This window comes from Sphaerisporangium krabiense (assembly GCF_014200435.1).
GTDB lineage: Bacteria > Actinomycetota > Actinomycetes > Streptosporangiales > Streptosporangiaceae > Sphaerisporangium > Sphaerisporangium krabiense.
In genome coordinates this window covers 4,181,004-4,201,691 of the sequence record NZ_JACHBR010000001.1, presented here as the reverse complement: position 1 = coordinate 4,201,691, position 20,688 = coordinate 4,181,004, and the positions used below count along the sequence as shown (strand labels likewise).

15 protein-coding genes are annotated in these 20,688 nt (G+C 72.2%); 8 read left to right on the top strand and 7 right to left on the bottom strand.

Annotated elements, in window-relative coordinates; all coding sequences use genetic code 11:
- The first annotated feature begins 215 nt into the window (after positions 1-215).
- Genes BJ981_RS18560 through BJ981_RS18545 form a run of 4 tightly spaced genes read left to right on the top strand, consistent with a single transcriptional unit; the run spans position 216 to position 6,334 of the window.
- Entirely contained in the window at positions 216-1,307 is a 1,092-nt protein-coding gene (locus BJ981_RS18560; protein WP_184612580.1) for a tRNA lysidine(34) synthetase, read from the top strand.
- The gene (locus tag BJ981_RS18555; RefSeq protein WP_184612579.1) at positions 1,304-3,121 is read left to right on the top strand and encodes an aminotransferase class I/II-fold pyridoxal phosphate-dependent enzyme; all 1,818 of its coding nucleotides are present in this window, start codon (positions 1,304-1,306) and stop codon (positions 3,119-3,121) included. Before BJ981_RS18560 ends, BJ981_RS18555 begins: the two co-directional genes overlap by 4 nt.
- Positions 3,118-5,088 (top strand): DUF4910 domain-containing protein, encoded by a 1,971-nt coding sequence (locus BJ981_RS18550; RefSeq protein WP_184612578.1) that lies wholly within the window; start codon positions 3,118-3,120, stop codon positions 5,086-5,088. The genes BJ981_RS18555 and BJ981_RS18550 overlap by 4 nt, the downstream gene beginning before the upstream one ends.
- Complete coding sequence (locus BJ981_RS18545) at positions 5,069-6,334, top strand: MFS transporter (protein WP_184612577.1); 1,266 nt, start codon at positions 5,069-5,071, stop codon at positions 6,332-6,334. The genes BJ981_RS18550 and BJ981_RS18545 overlap by 20 nt, the downstream gene beginning before the upstream one ends.
- Before the next feature lie 9 nt (positions 6,335-6,343).
- On the opposite strand, the gene BJ981_RS18540 is transcribed toward BJ981_RS18545, so the two are convergent.
- The gene (locus tag BJ981_RS18540; RefSeq protein ID WP_184612576.1) at positions 6,344-7,414 is read right to left on the bottom strand and encodes an alkaline phosphatase family protein; all 1,071 of its coding nucleotides are present in this window, start codon (positions 7,412-7,414) and stop codon (positions 6,344-6,346) included.
- Between the two features lie 170 nt (positions 7,415-7,584).
- A complete protein-coding gene (locus tag BJ981_RS18535) occupies positions 7,585-7,728 on the bottom strand; it encodes a hypothetical protein (protein WP_184612575.1) in 144 nt (47 codons plus the stop codon).
- A gap of 786 nt (positions 7,729-8,514) precedes the next feature.
- On the opposite strand from BJ981_RS18535, the gene BJ981_RS18530 reads away from it, so the two are divergent.
- From BJ981_RS18530 to BJ981_RS18515, 4 genes are all read left to right on the top strand, one after another.
- A complete protein-coding gene (locus BJ981_RS18530) occupies positions 8,515-9,837 on the top strand; it encodes an MFS transporter (RefSeq protein ID WP_204070236.1) in 1,323 nt (440 codons plus the stop codon).
- A gap of 253 nt (positions 9,838-10,090) precedes the next feature.
- Positions 10,091-10,855, top strand: a complete 765-nt coding sequence (locus BJ981_RS18525; RefSeq protein ID WP_184612573.1) for a HalD/BesD family halogenase — start codon at positions 10,091-10,093, stop codon at positions 10,853-10,855.
- Positions 10,852-12,081, top strand: coding sequence for an argininosuccinate synthase (locus tag BJ981_RS18520; RefSeq protein WP_184612572.1), 1,230 nt, complete (start codon positions 10,852-10,854; stop codon positions 12,079-12,081). The genes BJ981_RS18525 and BJ981_RS18520 overlap by 4 nt, the downstream gene beginning before the upstream one ends.
- Entirely contained in the window at positions 12,078-12,998 is a 921-nt protein-coding gene (locus BJ981_RS18515; protein ID WP_184612571.1) for a methionyl-tRNA formyltransferase, read from the top strand. Before BJ981_RS18520 ends, BJ981_RS18515 begins: the two co-directional genes overlap by 4 nt.
- A gap of 64 nt (positions 12,999-13,062) precedes the next feature.
- On the opposite strand, the gene BJ981_RS18510 is transcribed toward BJ981_RS18515, so the two are convergent.
- From BJ981_RS18510 to BJ981_RS18490, 5 genes are all read right to left on the bottom strand, one after another.
- Positions 13,063-13,446: a RidA family protein gene (locus BJ981_RS18510; protein ID WP_184612570.1), complete on the bottom strand. Its 384-nt coding sequence runs from the start codon at positions 13,444-13,446 to the stop codon at positions 13,063-13,065.
- A 123-nt stretch (positions 13,447-13,569) separates the two neighbouring features.
- On the bottom strand, positions 13,570-14,805 hold the full coding sequence (locus BJ981_RS18505; RefSeq protein ID WP_184612569.1) for a cytochrome P450: 1,236 nt from the start codon (positions 14,803-14,805) through the stop codon (positions 13,570-13,572).
- On the bottom strand, positions 14,806-15,912 hold the full coding sequence (locus tag BJ981_RS18500) for an acyl-CoA dehydrogenase family protein (protein WP_184612568.1): 1,107 nt from the start codon (positions 15,910-15,912) through the stop codon (positions 14,806-14,808).
- Positions 15,896-17,080, bottom strand: coding sequence for an acyl-CoA dehydrogenase family protein (locus tag BJ981_RS18495; protein WP_184612567.1), 1,185 nt, complete (start codon positions 17,078-17,080; stop codon positions 15,896-15,898). Before BJ981_RS18495 ends, BJ981_RS18500 begins: the two co-directional genes overlap by 17 nt.
- Positions 17,077-20,412 (bottom strand): non-ribosomal peptide synthetase, encoded by a 3,336-nt coding sequence (locus BJ981_RS18490; RefSeq protein WP_184612566.1) that lies wholly within the window; start codon positions 20,410-20,412, stop codon positions 17,077-17,079. Before BJ981_RS18490 ends, BJ981_RS18495 begins: the two co-directional genes overlap by 4 nt.
- Positions 20,413-20,688: the final 276 nt, after the last annotated feature.

The following is a 20,688-nucleotide window of genomic DNA, read 5'->3' as shown; positions in this document are numbered from 1 at the left end:
CCCCCTGACATGGCTAGCCGGTCCATGGACCTGAACCCTTGACGGCAATGACCAAAATGACCCCATACTAGGCGCACATCACAGCAGTGAGGGAGAAAGTCGTGGCACACGTCGTCTTCCATGACAAAGTCGGTGGCTCGGAGACGCTGAGCGCCACCCCCGGTCGGCCGCTGACTGAAATCCTGACGGCCCACGGCATTCCCGTCAACGCCGTCTTGACCACTCGTAACGGGAAAATCGTTCCAGAAGAGACCACCACCGTCGGGCCCGACGACGTCATCGAGATCCGTCAGGTGCGGCACTACGACATGAACGTGATCCGCAAGCCGGCGCGCACCGTCTACGCCACCCCCGACCCGGTCTACGTCAAGACCGTGATGTTCGACGTCAACGGGCAGTTGGAGCACCGGGTCGAGCACTTCGACGCCGAGGGATTCATCCGGTACATCGAGGAGGCGTTCGTCCAGAGCGTCGTCGGAGGCGGCGTGCTGCGGGCCGGCGAGCCGGTCGTGATCGGCCTGTCCGGCGGCAGGGACAGCGTGGCCCTGCTCAAGCTCATGGAGCGCACCCGCGACCGGATCCCGCACGTCCCCATGACCTCGGTCACGATCACCGGGCTGCCCGACTGGGAGGAGCCGGCGACGTTCGCGGCGGCACGTGCCTCGGCGGCGGAGCTCGGCATCGACCAGGCCATCGTCACCGCCTCCGACATCGAGCGGATCTTCAAGATGCGCAGGCCCTTCGTGGAGGCCATGAACTCCGTGGTCTCCGGCGACAACCGCCACCTCAACATGGTGGTCGGGCACCAGGTGCTGCGCCGCATGCTGGAGAACCACGCCGTCGAGACCGGCGCGCACACCGTCGCGTTCGGCTTCAACGGCGACGACCTCGTCGCCAGCATGGTGACCTGGATCATGAGCGGTTACCGCATGGGCGGCATCCCGGTCCGGGAGATCGGCGGGATGCGCTACATCTTCCCGCTCTACCGCATCACCAAGAAGGAGCTCATGCTCTACCTGGAGCTGGTCGCCCCCGAGCTCAACCGCCAGGGCGCGCCCGGCCGGTTCACCACCGGCCCCCAGGACCGGTCGATGGCCTACGCCATGGCCGACCACCTGTACGGCCTGTGGCCGGGCGTCGACTACTACCTGTTCGAGTCGTTCGCGAACATGCAGCGCTACATGTTCCCGTTCGTCGAACAGAAGTGCCGCGTCTGCGAGGGCGTCTACATCCTGCAGGAAGGGGTGCAGAACCCGCCCGACCTGTGCGACGTGTGCGAGTTCTTCGGCGCCCAGGGATTCTCATGAGCCGGTGGTACACCGGCTACTTCTCCCCCGACTTCTGGAGCCTCGTCCGCCACGAGTACACCGCCGCGCGCACGGCGGGCGAGGTCGCCTACCTGGTCAAGACGCTGGAGGAGCACGCGCCGGGACGGCGCGTGCTCGACCTCGGCTGCGGTCTCGGACGGCACGCGGTCCCGCTGGCCGAGCACGGCTTCGAGGTCGTCGGCGTCGACGTCAGCCGGTGGGCGCTGGACCGCGCCGAGGAGGCCGCGCGGCGGGCCGGGGTCCCGCTGGCCGTGGTGTGCGCCGACCTGCTGGAGCGGGCGCCGTTGCCCGAGGCGGACGCCGCCGTCTGCCTGCAGAGTTTCGGCTGGGGCGAGGACGAGGAGCAGCGGAGGCTGCTGCGCCGGGTGCGTGACCGGCTCGTCCCCGGCGGGCTGCTGATCCTCGACCACTCCAGCGTGACGGGCATCCTCGCCCGCTACCGCGCCTCCGACCGCTTCGAGGCCGACGGCGCCGTCTACGAGTTCGCCCGCTCCTACGACGCGGTGAGCGGGCGCAGCCGCGGCGAGCTGCGCGTCACCCGGCCCGACGGCTCGGTCGCCCGGCTGCGCGACGACCTGCGCCTCTACCAGCCGCCCGAGGTCGCGGCCATGCTCCGCGACTCCGGGTACGAGATCGTGCGCGCCGACGCCGACTTCACCGCCGGGTCCCCCGTCGAGGTGGACACCCGCTACGTCCAGTTCGTCGCCCGCGTCCCGGCCCGCCCCGAACCCGCCGTCCTGGACTACGCCCGCGCGACCCCCGCCCCCGGCACCCTGGACCTGCGCTGGGCCCCCGACGAGGTCGAGTACGCCCGCGACGCCATCGAAGCGGCCTGGGCCGAGGCCGGCGCCGCGAACCGAGCACAGGACGAGGACCGCGCGAAGGGACGGGCCGGGCTCGGCGCGGGCATCGGCGAGGTGGCGCGGGGGCTGGCCGTGGACGATCCTTACGGCGGCGGGCGCGCGGCCCCCGTGCTCGCGCGGCACTTCGGAGCCGACATCACCCCGGACCGCGTGGTCACGGGCGCGGGCACGACCGGGCTGCTGCACGCGCTGAGCCTGCTCGCCGCGCCCGGCACCCTGCTCTGCACGCCGTACGCCCACCCCGACCTGCCCGCCTGGGCGTCCGCGCTCGGCGTCGCCCTGCGCCCCTTCGACCCGTCCGCCGACGACGCGCCCGAGGTGATCGCCCGCACGCGGCCCTCGCTCGTGCTCGTCGAACGGCCCGGCGTCCTCGGCGTCCTGCCGCCGCTCGACCGGATCCGCGCGCTGGCCGAGGCCGCCGCGGGCGTCGGGGCCCTGCTCGTCGTGGACGAGGCCGGCGCCACCTACGCGGGCCCGCGGGCCAGCGCCGTACCGCTCACCTCGCGGGTGGACGGCCTGGTCGTGCTGCGCAGCGTGTCCAAGGGGTACTGCTGCGGCGGCCTGCGCGCCGGGTTCGCGATCACCTCGGACGGGGTGGGCGCGGACCTGCGCCGGGTCGCGCCGCCGCTCGCGGCCTCCGCGCTGCCCATGGAGGTGGCGCTGCGGCTGCTCGACCGCGGCGACGCGCTGGCCCCGCTGCGCGCCGCCGTCGCGGAGGCCAAGCCTGAGCTGATCGAGGGGCTGCGGTCCCTCGGCGTGACCGTGGAGCCGGGGCACCCGGCGCTGCCGTGGGTGACGACCTCGCAGGCGTGCCCGCCCGGCATCCTCGGCAAGCCCGTGCGTCCCCTGTTCGCCGCGCCGCTGACCAGGATCAGCGTGCCGCTGTCGCGGGCCAGGAGGGACGCGTTCCGCGCCGTGGTGGGCCGGTGACCGTCGCCGCCGCCGTCGCACGCCTGCACTCCCTGTTCGACACCGCCGCGGCCATGGCCGACGTCGCCGCGGTGTGCGCGTCCGACCGCTACCAGGCGTCCTCGGGCATCGTGGCGGCGGCCGAGTACGTCGCCGCGCGCGCCGAGGAGGCCGGCCTGCGCGAGGTGCGCCTGCACCACTTCCCCGCCGACGGCGCCCGCCGCTGGTGGACCTTCCGCGCCCCCGCCTCCTGGACCCCGGTCCGCGCCGAACTTTCCGGCCCGTCCTCCCTCGTCCGGGACCAAGGCCCTCCTCCCGCCGCTCTCCACGCCTCGGAGGGGTTCTCCCTCCCGGGCGAGTGGTTCCCTTTGGCGCGCTATCCCGATGAGCCGTTCATCCTGGCCGCGCACTCCGCGGCGACCGGCCCGGACGGAGTGGAGTTGCCGGTCGTCCGGGTCGGGGCCGGGTCGCTGCGCGGCGCGCTCGCCGTACACGACGACCCCTCCGTCCCGTTGCCTCTCGCGCTCGAACTGGCCCAGCGGGAGGGCGCGACCGGGATCGTCACCGACCAGGCGTCCGCGAACGGCGGCGTCGGACGCGTGGAACTGCGCGGCGGCGCGCCGCTGTTCGCGTTCAGCCTCCCGCGGGGGCGCGCGGCGGTGCTCGTCGCGGCCGGACGCGCCCGCGTCACGGTCGACGTGCGCGAGGACGCCTCGATGCCGCTGGTCACCGGGCTCATCCCGGGCGAGGAGGCCGGCGAGGTGCTGCTGTACGCGCACCTGTGCCATCCCATGCCGAGCGCCAACGACAACGCGACCGGGGTCGCCGCGCTGCTGGCCGTCGCCCGGATGCTGGCCGGGACCCGTCCGCGCCGGAGCGTGCGGTTCGTCTGGGGACCCGAGTTCACCGGCATGGCCGCCTACCTCCACGACGTCGCCGGCGTCGTCCCCTTGGCGGCGGTGAACGTGGACATGGCGGGCGAGGACCAGCGGCTCTGCGGCGGCCCGCTCATCGTGGAACGCGCGCCCGACCACCTGCCCGGCTTCGTCAGCGCGCTGGCCGAGCACGCCGCCGCCCTGCTCCCGCAGGCCGCGCGCTCCTACACCGGCGCGGTGGCCTGCGACACCTGGGCCTGGCGCGCCACGCCGTTCGTCGGGGCCTCCGACCACGCCCTGCTGGCCGACCGTTCGATCGCCTGCCCGGCCGTCGCGCTCGGCCACTGGCCCGACCGCTTCAACCACAGTTCGGCCGACACCCTCGACAAGGTGGACCCGGCCGAGCTGCGGCGTACGACGACCCTGGCCGCGGCCATCGCCGCGACCCTGGCCACCGCCACCCCCGCCGACCGCCCGGACCTGGAGTCCATCGCCCTCCGCTGGTCCGCCGACCGCCTCCTCGACTGCCTGCCGGGCGGGGGCGGCACGGACGCGGGGCGGGACCGTGCCGGAGGTGGGATGGGCCTGTTGCGGCACCGTACGCGGGTCGCGGTGGCGGCGGTCGAGTGGCTGGACGTCCTCTGCGGGGACCGGGGAGGGGACCGGGCCCGGCGGTGGGTCGAAGGGCTCGCCGGGCACGTGGCCTCGCTGCTGCCGGACGACGCGCCCCCGGCCCGCGCGGACGGGCCGAGGCGGGCACGCGCGCACCGGAGCGGACCGGCGAGCGCGGACGGGCCGGGCCTGGTGCGGGAGTGGGAGGGGCCGTTCAACCTGCGGGGGCTCGCGGAGGACGTGTGGCGGGAGGCCGAGGAGTGGATCGGGGCGCGGCTCGCCGAGGATCGGGCACGCGGGTACGCGCTGATGGTGGCCCTGGCGCACGGCATCGACGGGGCACGGGACCGGGAGGCGGTGCGGCGGTACGCGGAGGCCGCCACCGAGCTTCCCGTGGACGAGGACTTCGCACGGCGCTTCCTGGACATCCTGCTGGAGGCGGGATGGGCGGCCGAGCGGACCATCCCGGATGGAGGTGCCGATGCGCCGGCTCATGCGTGACCCCAAGTTCGTCCTGCTCTTCGCCGGTCAGGCGATCAACATGTTCGGCGACCGCGCGCTGCTGGTCGTGCTCGCCATCTGGGTGAAGGAGCTGACCGGCTCGGACTCGCTGGCCGGCGTGACGTTCGTGCTGCTGGCGCTGCCGGCGGTGCTCGCGCCGCTGACCGGCCTGCTCGTGGACCGGTTCCCCCGGCGGGCCACGCTCATCGTCAACGACATCGCCGCGGCCGTCCTGGTCCTGTGCCTGCTGCTGGTGAAGGACGAGGGCGACCTGTGGATCGTGTACGCGGTGACGCTCGGCTACGGCGTCTCCAACCAGATCTTCAACGCCGCGCGGGGCGGGCTGGTCCACTCCATGGTGCCGAAGGATCTGCTCGGCGACGCCAACGGCCTGTTCAGCTCGCTCGGCCAGGGCCTGCGCATCATCGGCCCGCTGCTCGGCACCGCGATCTTCGTCGCGGCCGGGCTCGGCGGGGTGGCGCTGCTGGACGCCGGCACGTTCGTGCTGTCCGTCGTCATCCTGCTGCTGCTCCAGAGCACCCCTGACCTGGTACGCGACCGCTCCCGGCCGTCGGGGCGGCTGGCGTCCGACCTCACGGCGGGCGTCCGGCACGTGCTGCGGGACCGCGAGATGCGCAACGTGATCATCGCGGTCGGCCTCTCGCTGGGGGCGGGCGCGCTGATCAACACGGCGATGTTCGCCGCCGTGGAGGACGGCCTTGGCCGCCCGACCGCGTTCATCGGCGTCCTGGCCGCGTTCCAGGGCGCGGGGTCGATCGCGGGCGGCGTCGCGGTCGGGACGCTGATCCGGCGGTACGGCGAGGCGCGCACGGCGGCCGTCGGCTTCCTGCTGGGGGCCGCCGGCCTGGCCCTGATCATCCCGACCACCGAGGTGGGCATGTGCGCGGGCGGGGTGCTGGTGGGCGTCTCGATCCCGGTGTTCCTGGTGGCGACCACCACGCTCGTGCAGCGCCGCACCGAGGGAGACCTCCAGGGGCGGGCGCTGACCGCGATGGAGGCGCTGATCGACGTCCCCTACATCGCGGCGCTGGCGGCGGGCACCGTCGTGATCAGGTTCGTACCGTTCCGCCTCATCTACGCGTTCTCCGCGACGGCGTTCCTGGTCCTCGCGCTGTACGTGCTGATCTCCCGGCGCGGCGGCACGCCCGAGCATGCCGAGGCCGCCGAGGCCGCGCCGTCCGCGCCTTCGGAGTCGTCGGCGCCTTCGGAGTCGTCGGCGTCCTGAGCGCGTCGCTCAGCGCCAGACGGCCAGCGGCACGAGCATCTCGTCGGGGCTGAGCGCCCCGTGCTCCCAGGCCACGCCGGCGACGGGGAGCGGGAAGCGGGGCGAGGTGGCGAGGGCGACGACGCCGCCGATCCGCTCGCGCAGCGCGGGGGTGAGGCCGGTGAGCCCGAGGCCGGGCAGGTCGTCGACGGGGACGACCAGCGCGTGGCCGTCCAGGGCGGCGGCGAGCCGCTCCCTGACCTCGCCGGCGCGGCCCTCGCGCGGGTAGAGCCAGCGGACCCGTCCCGCGCCCCCGGCGGGCATGCGGCACAGCTCCGGGGCGTCGACGCGCGCCCAGGCGGCCTCCAGCTCCGGGTCGGGCGCGCAGGGCGTCTGGCCGTGGTCGGCGTGGGCGAGCACGGTCCAGCCGCGCCGCGCCCAGGACCGCGCGTGCCGCTCCAGTTCCTCGACGGCGCGGCGGGCCCGGGCGTCGTAGCCGTGCCGGTGCACGTGCTCGTCGAGGTTGACGTACGTCCAGAGCAGGAGGGGGACGTCCGCGCGGTGCGCGGTCAGGGCCGCCTCGACGTCGCCGGCCACGGCCTCGGCCATGCGCACGGGGTCGGCCGCGTCGGCGGCGAGCGCGCGCGGGCCGGGCCCGGGAATGCGCTCGGCTCCCTGGAGCAGCGCGTTCGCCCAGGGGCCGCCGAGGGTGCCCACCTCGCGGGCCAGGACGGCGGCGCGGGCGCGGGGGGCGGCGGTCTCGAAGACGGTGGGGTGCCGGACGAGGACGTCCGGCGAGGCGGGGCGGCCCGGGGTGACGGGCTCGGACGCGTCGTGCGGGCCGGCGAGGACGGTGCCGTGGACGAGGTCCACCAGGGCGTCGTCGGCGGGCGACCGGCAGGCCGCGCCCGCGACCAGGTGCCCGGTCAGGGGGACGCCGGTGACGGCGGTCGTCCACGCCGTCGTGGAAGTGCTGGGGAAGGTGGAGGTGAGGGGTTCGAGCGCGGCGTCGCGCCACGCGTCGCGTGCGGTGCGCCACGACAGTCCGTCGACGGCGAGCACCACGATTCCCCGGGCGGCACGGTCGAGTTCGTCCAGCATCCGCCCGGGTATCGCACTCAGCGATCGGCGGGGGTGCGGAATCACACCGGCCCCCGTCATGCATTCATTGATCAGTGCGATATCGCTCGGCAATGGAGCGGTCTCCTCCTGCTGCGATCGACCGTCGCGCGGGCGATCAGGGGCGGCCGCTCAGCCGAACCGGCGGCGGACTAGTAGTTCGGGACGCAGTCGGTGCAGGTCGTGCGGAACTTGATGGCGGCCTCGGCCTGGCGGGCGGAGAGCATCTTCTGCACTAATTCCGGCGTGAGCATAACGGGGGTTTCGGTCGTCTTCTGAACGAGCTCGGGCGTCATCCCTACCTCCTGCGGGAAATTGACGGCTGCCCATAATGTCGGGCTAATGCAGCGTAAAATACGCTCGGATAGCTGTCAACAGCGGAATGTACGGTAAACAACCACATAATCCTGCGCCGACGGCGGGACGCGCGTACTCGCAGGACAGAGCGCTCTTCGCGGTCCCGCGTTCACGGGCACCGGACCGGAGACGGGGGTGAATAGGCGCCCCCACCCTGCTCGCGGCGCGGAAACTCCGGGCCCCCCGTAAATGATCAACCATTACCCGCCCTGGGGCCCGCGGGCCCGCGCACCGCCGTCCGGATGTCCGCATCCCCGCCTCCGGCAGGACCGAATCATCCGGAACCCGAACGCCCGGCCCACGCCGCGATGTCCGGGACCGGAACTCGCCGCGACCCGCGGGGAGCCGCACGCGCACGCCGAGGTGATCGCCATGATCCACGCCTGGCGGCGCCTGTCAAGACCCGGGCGGGCGGGCGCGCACCCGGGGACGACGGGAAATGGTTTCGCCGGAGGCGGCGCCGCGCGGACCTCTTCGCGCCGCCGCCGCCCCGCGCGCGACTTTTGTGCGTCCCGCGCCCCGGCGCGGGGCCCGGACCGCCTTTTGACGTGCCCGATCACATGACGCGGGGAGCCTCGCGAACCTCCACGGGCCGCGTGCCCGAGGTAAACGTAAGGATTATCGGGCGGGAAAAATGTGAAACACAGCGTCAATTGACGCCCGTCGCGGGACTGTGGTCAGAATAACGGACGATTAGCCACGCCTATCGACCCACGGAGGATCCGTTGTCCACGGAGAGTCAGTCCGACTCCGACGCGCCGGCCGCACCACGAGACCGGGGACTCTGGGCCAACCACGACTTCACGAAGTTCTGGGTCGGCGAGACCATTTCTCTCATGGGCGTGCAAGTCACCGCGCTCGCTTTGCCGCTGACCGCCGTGATCTCGCTGCACGCCGGCGCGGAGCAGACCGGCGCGCTGCGGTTCGTGCAGTTCATCCCGTTCCTGTTCCTGTCGCTGCTGTTCGGCGTCTGGGCCGACCGGCGCAGGAAGCGCCCCCTGATGATCACCGCGAACGTCATCAGGTGCGTGCTCATCGCCCTCGTCCCCGTGCTGGCGTGGCTGGACGCGCTCAGCATGTTCGGGCTGTACGCGCTGGCGCTCGGCATCGGGGTGTGCACGGTCCTGTTCGACGTCTGCTGGATGTCGTACGTGCCGACGCTCGTCCAGAAGGAACACCTGGTCGAGGCGAACGGCAAGGTCAACTCCAGCTTCTCGGTGGCCGATCTGGCGGGTCCCGGCATCTCCGGCCTGATCGTCCAGATATTCACCGCCCCGTACGCGCTGCTCATCGACGCGTTCTCCTACCTGGTCTCGGTGTTCACGCTGACGTCGATCAAGCGGCCCGAGCCCGAGCCGACGCCCGGCGCCGAGCGCCATCTCGGCAGGGAGATCAGAGAGGGCATCGTCCTGGTGACGAAGAACCCGTTCCTGCGGGTCATCGCCACCATCGGGTCGGCCTACAACTTCTGCTACATGTTCATCGACGGCATCTTCGTGCTGTACTGCGTGCGGACCCTGGGTTTCAACGCCTTCACGATCGGCCTGGTGTTCAGCCTGAGCTCGGTCGGCGGCCTGCTGGGCTCGCTGGCCGCGAGCAGGTTCATCAAGCGCTTCCCCTACGGGCGGATCTACGTGGTCGCCGTCGTCGTCGGATACTCCGGCTGGCTGCTGGTCCCGCTGGTGACCGGGCCGACGTGGCTGGCCGCGGCGGTGATCGGCGGCGGCTTCGTCTTCACGCGCTTCGGCCTCTCGGTGGCCAACGTGGTGGCGCTCAGCCTGCGGCAGGCCGTCACCCCGCAGAACATGATGGCCCGCATGACGGCCGGCATGCGCACGCTGCTGTCCGGGCTCGGCACGCTCGGCGCGCTGGCCGGCGGGTTCGTCGGCGCGAGCCTCGGCCTGCGCGAGGCCATCTGGATCGGGGCCATCGCCTCGGTCGTCGCCACGGTGCCGCTCTTCCTGTCGATCATCCCCCGGTTGCAGAAGCTTCCCGAGTCCCCTGAAGAGGCCCTGGAGTTCGCCGCGGCCCAGCGCGGCACGGCCTGAGCGGAGCGCGAACCGGCCGGCGGGGCGCGCACGCCCCGGCGCCCCCGCCCGGCACCGTCCCGCCGGCCACGCGCGTCGCCCCGCGACCGCTCGTACGAGATTTCCACAGCCCGTTTCATAACTATGAGTATTGCCATCCTGGCCGGAGCACGGCTTATGCTGCACTCCGGATGCGGCCGCCCGCCATCGGGAAACAGTCCCTATCGATAAAAAAACACGAGTCAACCCACAGCGATACTCCAAGGAGGCGGCCATGTCGGATGTCGGCGCGCTGCTACTCGATCTGGAAACGCATCTCGCCACCAATGTCAGCGAGGAATCCATTGCGCGGGCGCGACGTGATTTCTCCTACCTCGGCCACGCCAAGATTCCCTTTCTCGTCCCGGACTCGGTGAAGAAGGCCGTCGCCGACGAGGTGAACCGGCTGCTGGACGTCGGCAGCGTGCGCCGCGACGTCAGCTTCGCGGAGACCGACCACAGCCCGCGCCGGATGCGCAACGTGCGGCGCAAGGAGATCGCCGAGTTCGGCACGGTCATCCCCCAGGTCTACAACTCGGCACGGATGCTCCAGAGCCTCGGGCAGATCGCGGGCGAGCCGGTCCACCCCTGCCCCTATGAGCCCGAGCAGTTCGTGATCACGTGCCTGGAGAAGGACGGCGACACGCACGGCTGGCACTGGGACGACTACAGCTTCGCGGTCGTGTGGGTCATCGAGACCCCGCCGATCGCCGACGGCGGCTTCGTGCAGTGCGTGCCGGGGACGGTGTGGAACAAGACGGACCCGCAGATCAACAGGACGCTGACGCGGCACCCGATCTACTCGGTCGAGCTGTTCTCCGGCGACCTGTACCTGATGCGCACCGACACGACGCTGCACCGCGTGTACCCCGTGGTCAACGGCACGCGCAAGATCATCAACATGGGTTACGCGTCCACGCGGAACCTGACGATGGAACTCTCCCACGAGACCATGGACGGTCTGTGGGCCGACCCGGAAACCCTGGAGGTGTCGAGGTGACCAGCAACACCGGCAAAGCACCCGAGCACATCGTCCTCGCCTTCTCCGGCGGGCTGGACACCTCGGTGGTGCTGGTCTGGCTCCAGGAACGCTACAAGTGCCCGATCACGGCGTTCGTCGCCGACCTCGGGCAGGGCGAGGAGCTGGAGACGGCCCGCCGCAAGGCCCTCGACCTCGGCGCCGTCGACGTCAAGATCGTCGACCTGCGGGAGGAGTTCGCCCAGGACTACGCGTTCCCGATGTACCGGGCGGACGCCATGTACGAGGGCCAGTACCTGATGGGCTCCTCCATCGGCCGGCCGCTGATCGCCGCCGCGCAGCTCCGCGTCGCCGAGGAGATCGGCGCGGACGCGGTCGCGCACGGCGCCACCGGCAAGGGCAACGACCAGGTCCGCTTCGAGTACACCTACGGAGCGCTGCGCCCGGACGTCAAGGTGATCGCCCCCTGGCGGGACTGGGAGTTCTCCTCGCGCAACGACCTGCTGGCGTACGCGAGCAAGAACAACATCGAGGTGGACCTGTCCAGCGGCGAGCGGCCGTACTCGATCGACACCAACCTGCTGCACACCTCCTACGAGGGCGTGGCGCTGGAGGACCCGGCCCTGCCGGTGCCTGCGGGCCTGCTCACCCGGGTCAAGGACCTGATGGACGCCGAGCCGGAGCCCGAGGTCGTGCGGGTGGCCTTCGAGAAGGGCAACCCCGTCGCCGTCAACGGCCAGGCCCTCTCCCCCGCCGGGGTGCTGCGCGAGCTCGGCGAGATCGGCGCCCGGCACGGCGTGGGCCGGCTCGACATCGTCGAGAACCGCATCTTCGGCATGAAGACCCGCAACGTCTACGAGGCGCCGTCCGGCACGATCCTGTGGCACGCCCACCGGGCCGTGCAGTCGCTGGTGCTGGACCCCGAGGTGCTGCACCTCAAGGACGAGCTGATGCCGCGCTACGCGAGCCTGGTCTACCGGGGCCTGTGGTTCGCGCCCGAGCGCCTGATGCTCCAGCACGCCATCGACTGGAGCCAGGACGTCGTCACCGGCGAGGCCAGCCTGATGCTGTACCGCGGCAACGTGCAGGTGGTGGGCCGGACGTCCCCGCACAGCAGGTACGACATCGCCTTCGCCACCTTCGAGGCCGACGACGTGTTCGAGCAGCGCGACGCGGCCGGGTACATGAAGGTGAACACCGTCCGCTTCCGCGCGGGGCGGTCCGCCGCCGGCGGGGCTGCCACGTGAGGATCCTCTTCATGGGGTACGGGGAGCTGGGCGCGAACATGCTCGGCGGCCTCGTCAAGCGCCACGAGGTGGTGACGGTGCTCACCCACGTGGCCGAGTTCGGCGGGCTCGGCGAGCCGGACGTGGAGCAGCTCGCCGGCAAGCTGGGCATCCCCCTGGTCTTCTCCGCCACGGCCGCCGAGCCGGAGCTGTGGAGGCAGGCCGAGGAGCTCGCGCCGGACGTGATCGTGTCCACGAACTGGCGCACCCGCGCCCCGATCGAGCTGCTGAGGATCCCGCGCCTGGGGTCGCTCAACGTGCACGACGCCCTGCTGCCGGAGTACGCCGGGTTCGGCTCGGTGAACTGGTCGATCAGGGACGGCCGCACCGAGATCGGGCTGACCGTGCACTTCATGGACGCGGAGCTGGACACCGGCCCCGTGGTGACCAGGGCCCTGGTGCCCATCGGCCCGCACGACACCGCGGGCGTGGTGCTGAGCAAGCTGCTGGACGAGTACGTGCCCGTGACGCTGCGGGCCCTGGAGCTGGTCGAGAGCGGGCACCGGGGCGAGCGGCAGCCGTCGACCGGCGGAACGTTCTATCACAGGATCGGCGTCCAGGACACCCGGATCGACTGGCGCGACGGCACCACGCAGGTCTACAACCTGGTGCGCGGCCAGAGCGACCCGTTCCTCAACGCCTGGACGACCCACAACGGCGGCCGCCTGCTCGTGAAGGTCGCGAGGCCCCCGGAGCGCGGCTACTGCGGCACGCCCGGGCGCGTCGTCAGGGCCGCGGAGGGCGGCGTCGCGGTCGCGTGCGGCCGGCGCGGGGACCCCGACGCGCGGGGGCTGATCCTGCTGCAGGTCGCCACCGAGGACGGGCCGCCCGTGCGGGCGGTGGACTACTTCACCAAGATGGGCGGCTACCTGGAATGACCGGCTGAGCCGCGAGAGGCGGCCGCCCCGCGCCGGGGCCGGCCGCCTCTGACGTTCCCGCCGGTCAGGCCGCGGCGACCGCCTCGACCTCCAGGAGCCAGACGGGGTCGTAGATGCCGGCGATGATGATGGTCATCGCGAACTGGTGGCCGGCGAACGCCTCGTTGCGCACCCGGGCCAGCGGCGCCCGGTACTGCCGGTCGCTCAGGTAGATGGTGAGCTTGACCAGGTTCTGCACGTCCATGTCCGCGGCCTTCAGCAGCGACCTGATGTGGCTGAACACCAGCCTGGCCTGGTCTTCGAAGCCGGGAGGGACGTGACCGTCCGCGGTCTCGGGAATCTGTCCGCTGATGAAGAGAAGGCGCGAGACCCCCGTCAGCTCTTTGGCGTCGCCGTAGTGGGGGCCGGTGTCAGGGGTCTCAGGGGAGGTGATCGTCCGCATCTCCATGGTCACGAGTGTGGCACAACCGCGGAGGTGCCCGGCCCGTGCGCGGGTTCCGCGCGGGCAAACCTTCCGGCAACGCCAAGCGGCGGGCGCGGGACCGTACGTCCCGCGCCCGCCGCCGGGTGTTCAGGCCGGGCGCAGGATCACCGGCAGGTGGGTGATGCCGTTGAGGAAGTTGGAGCCCAGGTGGCGGACCTCGCCGGCGAGCTCGAACGACTCCACCTGCTCGACCAGTTCCTCCAGCAGAAGCTGGACGCCGGTCTGCGCGGGCGAGTTGCCGATGCACCGGTGCGAGCCGAAGCCGAAGGCGATGTGCTGGTTCGGGGTGCGCCACGGGTCGAAGACGTAGGGGTCGGGGAAGATCTCCTCGTCCCTGTTGCCCGAGCCGATCCAGGCCGCGACCAGCCCTCCCTCGGGGATGACGTGCCCGCCGAGCTCGATCTCCTCGGTGGTCCTGCGCAGCAGGTGGTTGACCGGGCTGGACCAGCGCAGCGTCTCCTCCAGCGTGAGCCCCAGCCGTGACCGGTCCCCTTCGCGGATCCGCCGCCACAGGTCCGGGTTCTCGGCCATGGTGAGCACCAGGTGTGAGGACGCCTGGGGGATCGTCGGGTTGGCGCCCATGATGAAGGCGTAGCAGTTGACGAGGACCTCCTCGTCGGTGGCCGGGCGCCCGTCGACCTCCATGCCGAGCAGCAGCGAGATCAGGTCCTCGGTGCCGGGGTCCTCCCTGCGGTCCTGGATCAGCTCGATGAACATCGAGAACAGGAACACGTGCGCGGCCCGCAGCGTCGCCGCCTCGTCGCCGATCGAGAACGCCGGGTCCTCGGGGGCCATGCTGGCCACCGTCCAGTGCGCGGCCTCGGTCCACTTCTCCTGCGGGATGCCCATCAGCTCGCCGGCGACCAGCATCGGCAGCATCGTGACGAGCCTCGCCATGTCGGCCTGCCCCTCGGCGATGGCCCCGGCCACGAGCTTGGCGACCCGCTCGCGGATCGCCGGCTCGTGCCTGCGCATGACGCGCATGGACAGGGCGCTGATGGTGGCGCCGCGCACCTGGGAGTGCCGGGGCGGGTCCATCAGGTGGATGGCCCGGCCGGCCGCGGTGTCCCGCTCCAGCACGCTGAGCATGGTGCTGTGCTCGGAGCTGAACCTGCGGGTGTCGCGCAGCACGTCCACCACGTCGCGGTACCGGGTCACCGACCAGAACGGCGTCCCGTCCGGCGCCTCCTGGCGCCAGACCGGGGCCTTCTCGCGCAGCGTCCGCCAGACGGCGTGCGGGTCGCCCGAGCGGTACATCTCGGTGCCGTACAGGTCGATCCCGTCGAGCGGGACGGGTGCCGCGCTCGCGTCGGTCAAGCGCATCTAGCTCTGCCTTTCCGCTACAGCCGTGTGGTACTCGGCCAGCCGGCGCAGGGCGGACTCCCGCCACAGCGCCCCGGGCGGCCCGAGTCGGGTGGCCGCGGGCCTGACCACCTCGAAGAAGCGGTGCACCGGCGCGGCCACGGTGAGGCCCCGCGCGCCGTGCACCTGGACGGACGTCCGCACCGTGCGCAGCGTCACCTCGGCGGTCCAGGCCAGCGCCTCGGCCGCCTCCCTGGCGAACGGCCCGCCCGCGTCGGCGAGCCAGGCGGCCCGGTGGACCAGCAGGCGCGCCGCCTCCAGGTCGATCTTCGCCTTGGCGAGGGGGAAGGCCACGGCCTGGTTGTCCAGCACGTACCGGTCGAACTGGCGCCGGCCCGCCGCGTGGGCGACGGCCAGGGCGTGCGCGCCGAGGCCGAGGCCGAGCAGGTAGCCGGCCTGGCGGACGCGGTGCCTGGCCAGCAGCCCGGCGGGGTCGGTGAGCGGGCGTCCTGCGCCGAGCGAGCCGATCACCTGGCCGCTCGGGATCTCTCCCGGCGCGACCGCGGCCGGGCTCGGCGCGTGGCCGCTCCAGGGGAAGGCGGGCCGTGCCAGGGGCCGCCAGAGCGTGGCGGGCAGCACCGCGAGCAGGACCTCGCCGTCCCCGGTCCGGAAGGCCGTGCAGACCGCCGCGTCGGGGTAGACGTCGTCCACGGTCAGGACCTCCGGCAGCCGCCACCCGCCGGGCGACGGCTCGGCCGGGGCGGCGTCCCCCACGGTGGCGCGGTCCAGCCCGGCCGCGACCACGACCTGCTTGCCCGCCACGACGGCGGCGGCCACGTCGGCTCCGGGCGCGTCGTCCGCGGCCTCGGCCAGCGCGTCGGCGACCAGCATGCCGCCGGTGTAGACGTCGGGCAGCGCGCGGCGGCCGAGCTCGACGGCGATGGTGACGCCGCAGGACAGGCCGAGGTCGAAGCCGCCGAGCTCCATGGAGGCGGCGAAGGCGAAGCCGTCCAGGTCGGCCAGCGCGGCCAGCGTCGCCGAGCCGTCCGGCCCGGCCCCGGCCGCGCCGAGGCCGTCGCGGACGGTTCCGGCGATCCGTTCCAGGACCGGGTCAGATCTGAGGTCCATCGCCGGCACCCCCGATCACGTCGGGCCGGTCGAACCCTGAGCTCGCGACCAGCTCCAGCATCATCTCCGAGGTCCCCGCCGACAGCGTCAGCCCCGGGCCCTCGCGGTAGCCGGCCTCCAGGACGGCGGCCTTGTCCGGGGCGAGCCCGCGCAGCCCGTACCCGTGGCCGTGCACCAGCGCCGCCCAGTACGCGACCTGCTGCGCGGTCTCGCTGGTGTGGTACTTGGCGATCGCCGCGGAGGTGGGGTCGAGCGGTCCCCGGCCGAGCTGGCTGATGGAGTTCCAGGCGAGCAGGCGGGCGGCGTCGACGGCCGCGCCGTACCTGCCGACCTCCTCCAGCAGCGCGTCGTCCGCGGTATCGGCGGCCAGGCCGCTCAGCGTGGCGTCGTACCAGCGGGCGGCCTTGAGCGAGTAGTCCAGGCCGGTCCGCTCGATGGCCAGGCAGCGCGTGAGCAGGGACCAGCCCTCTCCCTCCGCGCCGAGCAGGGCGTCCGCGCCGACCCGCACCCCGTCCAGCTCCACCCGGTCGTACTGCTCGTCGGCCAGGCTGGCGATGGTGCCGCGGGTCACCCCGTCGGCGTGCAGGTCGACGAGGAAGAGGCTGATGCCCTCGTACTTGGTGACGCCCGTGCCCGTGCGGACGGCGCACAGGCCGATGTCGCTCATGCCGCTCTTCAGCCCGAACACCTTGGTGCCCGACAGCCGGTAGCCGTCGCCGTCGCGCACGGCGGTGGCGCGCAGCGAGGCCAGGTCGGAGCCGACCTCGGGCTCGGTGTAGAGGACGGTGGCGAACAGCTCGCCGCTCGCCAGGGCGGGCAGGTAGCGGGCCCGCTGCGCGGGCGAGCCCGCCTCCAGCAGGAACAGGCCGACGATCTGCACGCTGAGCACCTGGAGCATGTCCGGCATGCCGCCGCGGACGAGCTCCTCGATGACGGCGGCGGCCTCCAGGTGGCTGACGCCGCGCCCGCCGTACTCCTCGGGCCAGCTCGCCGCGAACAGGCGGTGCGCGGCGATCGCCCGGTACAGCGGGCGGACGTCGGGCTCGCGCTCGCCCGCGGCCATCGCGCGGGCCAGGTCGTCGAGCGCGCCCCGCACGGGCGGCGTGCGGAGGACCTCGCGGACCTCCGCGCGCAGCCCGCGCTCGGCGTCGCTTTCTCCGAAGTTCATGCCGCGCCGTCGCCGTCCTGGTCGCCGAGCAGCTTGCTCACCTCGTCCTCGGGCATCTGCTCCAGCATCGCCAGCAGCTCCTCGTCCGACAGCGTCTCCTGGCGCTGGGCGTCGATCACGCCGCCGAGGTGGGCGACGGTCGGCGAGCGGAAGAACTCCGCGAGGCCGAGGTCGACGCCGAACCGGTCGCGGATCCGGGACACCAGCTGCGTGGCCTGCAGGCTGTTGCCGCCGACCTCGAAGAAGTTGTCGTGGATGCCGACCTTGGTCAGGCGCAGCAGCGGCGCGAAGATCTCCTCGGCGAGCACGCGCTCGGTCTCGTTGGTGGGCTCGACCACGCCGCCGCCCGCCCTGGCGCTGTCGTCGGGGGCGGGCAGCCTGCGGGCGTCCACCTTGCCGGCGATGGTCAGCGGGAGCTGCTCCAGCAGCACGACGTAGGCGGGCACCATGTGCCGGGGCAGGTGCTCGGCGACGTACGAGCGCAGCAGCGAGACCTCGGGCGTGGTGCCGGACGCGGCGCTGACGTAGGCGACCAGGTGCTTCTCCCCCACGTCGTCGGTCCACGCCTGCACCGACACCTGGCCGACGTCCGGGTGCGAGGCGAGGACGGTCTCGATCTCGCCGAGCTCGATGCGCTGGCCGCGGATCTTCACCTGCGAGTCGACGCGGCCGAGGCACATCAGGTCGCCGTTGCGCAGCCGCTTGACCAGGTCGCCCGTGTGGTAGAGCCGGCCGCCCGGCGCGGTGCCGAACGGGTCGTTGACGATCTTGGCCTGGGTGAGGAACGGGTCGTTGAGGTACCCCGGCGTCAGGCCGATGCCGCCGATGACCAGCTCGCCCGCCACGCCGTAGGGCAGCAGCTCCATGTGCTGGTCGACCACGTGCGCGACGTGGTTGGCGTACGGCAGGCCGATGGGCGGGCCGGACTCGAAGTGGCCGACGCACTCCTTGTACACCATCGCGACCGTGCACTCGGTCGGGCCGTAGCCGTTCCACAGGCGGCGGCGCCGGTTCCACCGGTTCACCAGCTCGCCGTTGAAGATCTCCCCGCCGACCACCACGACGCGGGCCGCGGTGAAGCGCTCGGGGGTGAGCAGGGCCATGACCGGCGGCGGCAGGTCGATGATCGTGACGCGGTGCTCCTCGATGATCCTCTGCAGCTCCCGCATGTCCAGGCGCTCCTCGTCGCGGACCAGGGCGAGCCCGGCGCCGCGGCACAGCGAGGTGAAGATCTCCAACACCGAGACGTCGAAGGTCAGCGAGGCGAACGCGACGAAGCGGTCGCTCGGCACGATGTCGAACATCTCGGTGAGCGCCTCGATGAACGCGACCACCGAGTGATGCTCGATGATCACACCCTTGGGCCGGCCCGTGGTGCCGGAGGTGAACAGGACGTAGGCGGCGTCCTTCAGCTCGGGCCCGTAGTCCAGGTTCGCATCGTCGTACCCGGCCAGCGTCTCGGCCAGCTCGTCCAGAACCAGGACCTTCGGCCCGCCGTCGGGCAGGTTGCCGGCGACGGAGCTGTGCGACAGCACGACCGCGGGGGCGGCGTCGTTCAGCATGCCGGCCACGCGCGCCTGCGGGTGGGAGGAGTCGACCGGGACGTACGCGGCCCCCGCCTTCAGCGTGGCGAACATCGACGCGATCAGGTCGTGGTCGCGGGGCATGGCCAGCGCCACGCGGCTCCCCCGGGTCACGCCGTTGTCGGCCAGCAGCCGGGCCAGCCGGTTGGCCCGCGCGTTCAGCTCGCCGTACGTCATCGGCACGCCGCCGGACCACACGGCCACCGCATCGGGGTTCTTCTCCACCTGGAGCTCGAACTCCTGGGTCAGCGTGGTGGAGGGCAACGGCCGGACGGGGCCGTTCCACTTGCCGAGCAGTTCCTCGCGCTCGGCGGGGGTGACCACGGGCACCCGCGAGATCGGCGTGTTGAGGAACGGGATGAGCGCGCGCAGCACCTGCTTGTAGTGCCCGGCGATCGCGTTCATCGTCTCGGCGTCGAACAGGTTGGTGTTGTACTCGATGGTCCAGGTCAGGCCCTCGACGGTCTCCACCAGGCCCCAGGTCATGTCGAACCGGGCGGTGTCCAGGTCCGGCGACTCGGTGGCGACGTCCAGGCCGGGGAGCTGCGGCGGGTCGGCCAGGTGCTGGAGGCCGAAGCCGATCTGGAACAGCGGCGTGCGCGAGGGGTCGCGCGGCGGGCGCACCACGTCCACCACCCGGTCGAAGGGCAGCTCGCCGTGCGCCATCGCGCCCTGGACGACGTCGTGGACCCGGGACAGGAGCTGGCGGACCGTCGGGTCGCCGGACAGGTCGGTGCGCAGCACCAGGATGTTGATGAAGTAGCCGATCATCCGCTCGACCTCGGTGCGGCTGCGGTTGGCCGCGGCCGAGCCGATGGTGAGGTCGTCCTGGCCGGTGTGGCGGTGCAGCACGATGAGGAACGCGGTGAGGTACACGGCGAACGGGCTGGCCCCGGTCTCCCTGGCCAGGCCGTGCAGGTCCTCCATGAGGTCGGCGGGCGTCGCGTGGTGCAGGGTCGCGCCGTCGAAGGTCGGCTCGGAGGGGCGGGGCCTGTCGGTGGGCAGCTCGACCACCGGGGCGCCGGTCAGCCGCTCGCGCCAGTACTGGTTCAGGTCCTCCAGCACCTTGCCCTGGAGCCATTCGCGCTGCCAGGTCGCGTAGTCGGCGTACTGGAGCGTGGGCGGCTCGGGGATCTCGACGCCCTCGACGCCGGTCCTGACGCCGTAGAACGCGGCGAGCTCCTGGTAGAACACGCCCATCGACCAGCCGTCCCAGACGACGTGGTGGACGACGAGCAGGAGCAGGTGGTCGTCCTCGCCGATCCGGTAGATCAGAACCCGCCACAGCGGTGCGGACGACAGGTCGAACGGCTCGCGGGCGACGTCGGTGGCGAGCTTCCTGGCCGCGGCGAGCCGCTCGTCCGGAGTGGCCCCGGCCGGATCGACCAGCTTCAGGTTCACCTCCACCTCGGGGTGGATACGCTGGAGGCCCTCGCCGCCGCGGTCGTGCAGGCTCGTGCGCATCGACTCGTGCCGGGCCACCACGTCGGCGAAGGCCCCGCGCAACGCCTCGACGTCAAGGGCGCCGCGAATGCGGAACGCGCTCGGCACGTTGTAGGTCGACTGGCCCGGCGCGAACTGGTCCAGGAACCACAGCGATTCCTGGGAAAAGGACAGCGGCGCGGTATCCCGGTCCGGCCGCGGCTGCATGACGGCGACGCTTCGCTGCTTCTCGGACTTCAGCCGATTCAGCAGTTCCGTCCGATGGTCTCCGGGTTGCCGCGCAAAATCGTCATGTAGCTCGCTCATGCCCCATCCATTTCCGCACCGACTTTTCCAGGGTTCCGCGTTCCACAGTAGGGATCCATTACGAGAACCGGCATCCGTGAGCGCGTGAAGTTGAAAGAAACGGTGCGCTTAACCGAACATCGGGGCGGGCCAAGAAACTTGCAACGGCATCCGGTGAGAGGCGGAACAAGGCTGCGTCGATACCAATGGATCACGTATTCCGGCCGCCGTGCCCATGGCGTACGGTGACGGTTCCGAAAGACGTCGGACGCGTTCGCGACGCCGCTCACCGATCGC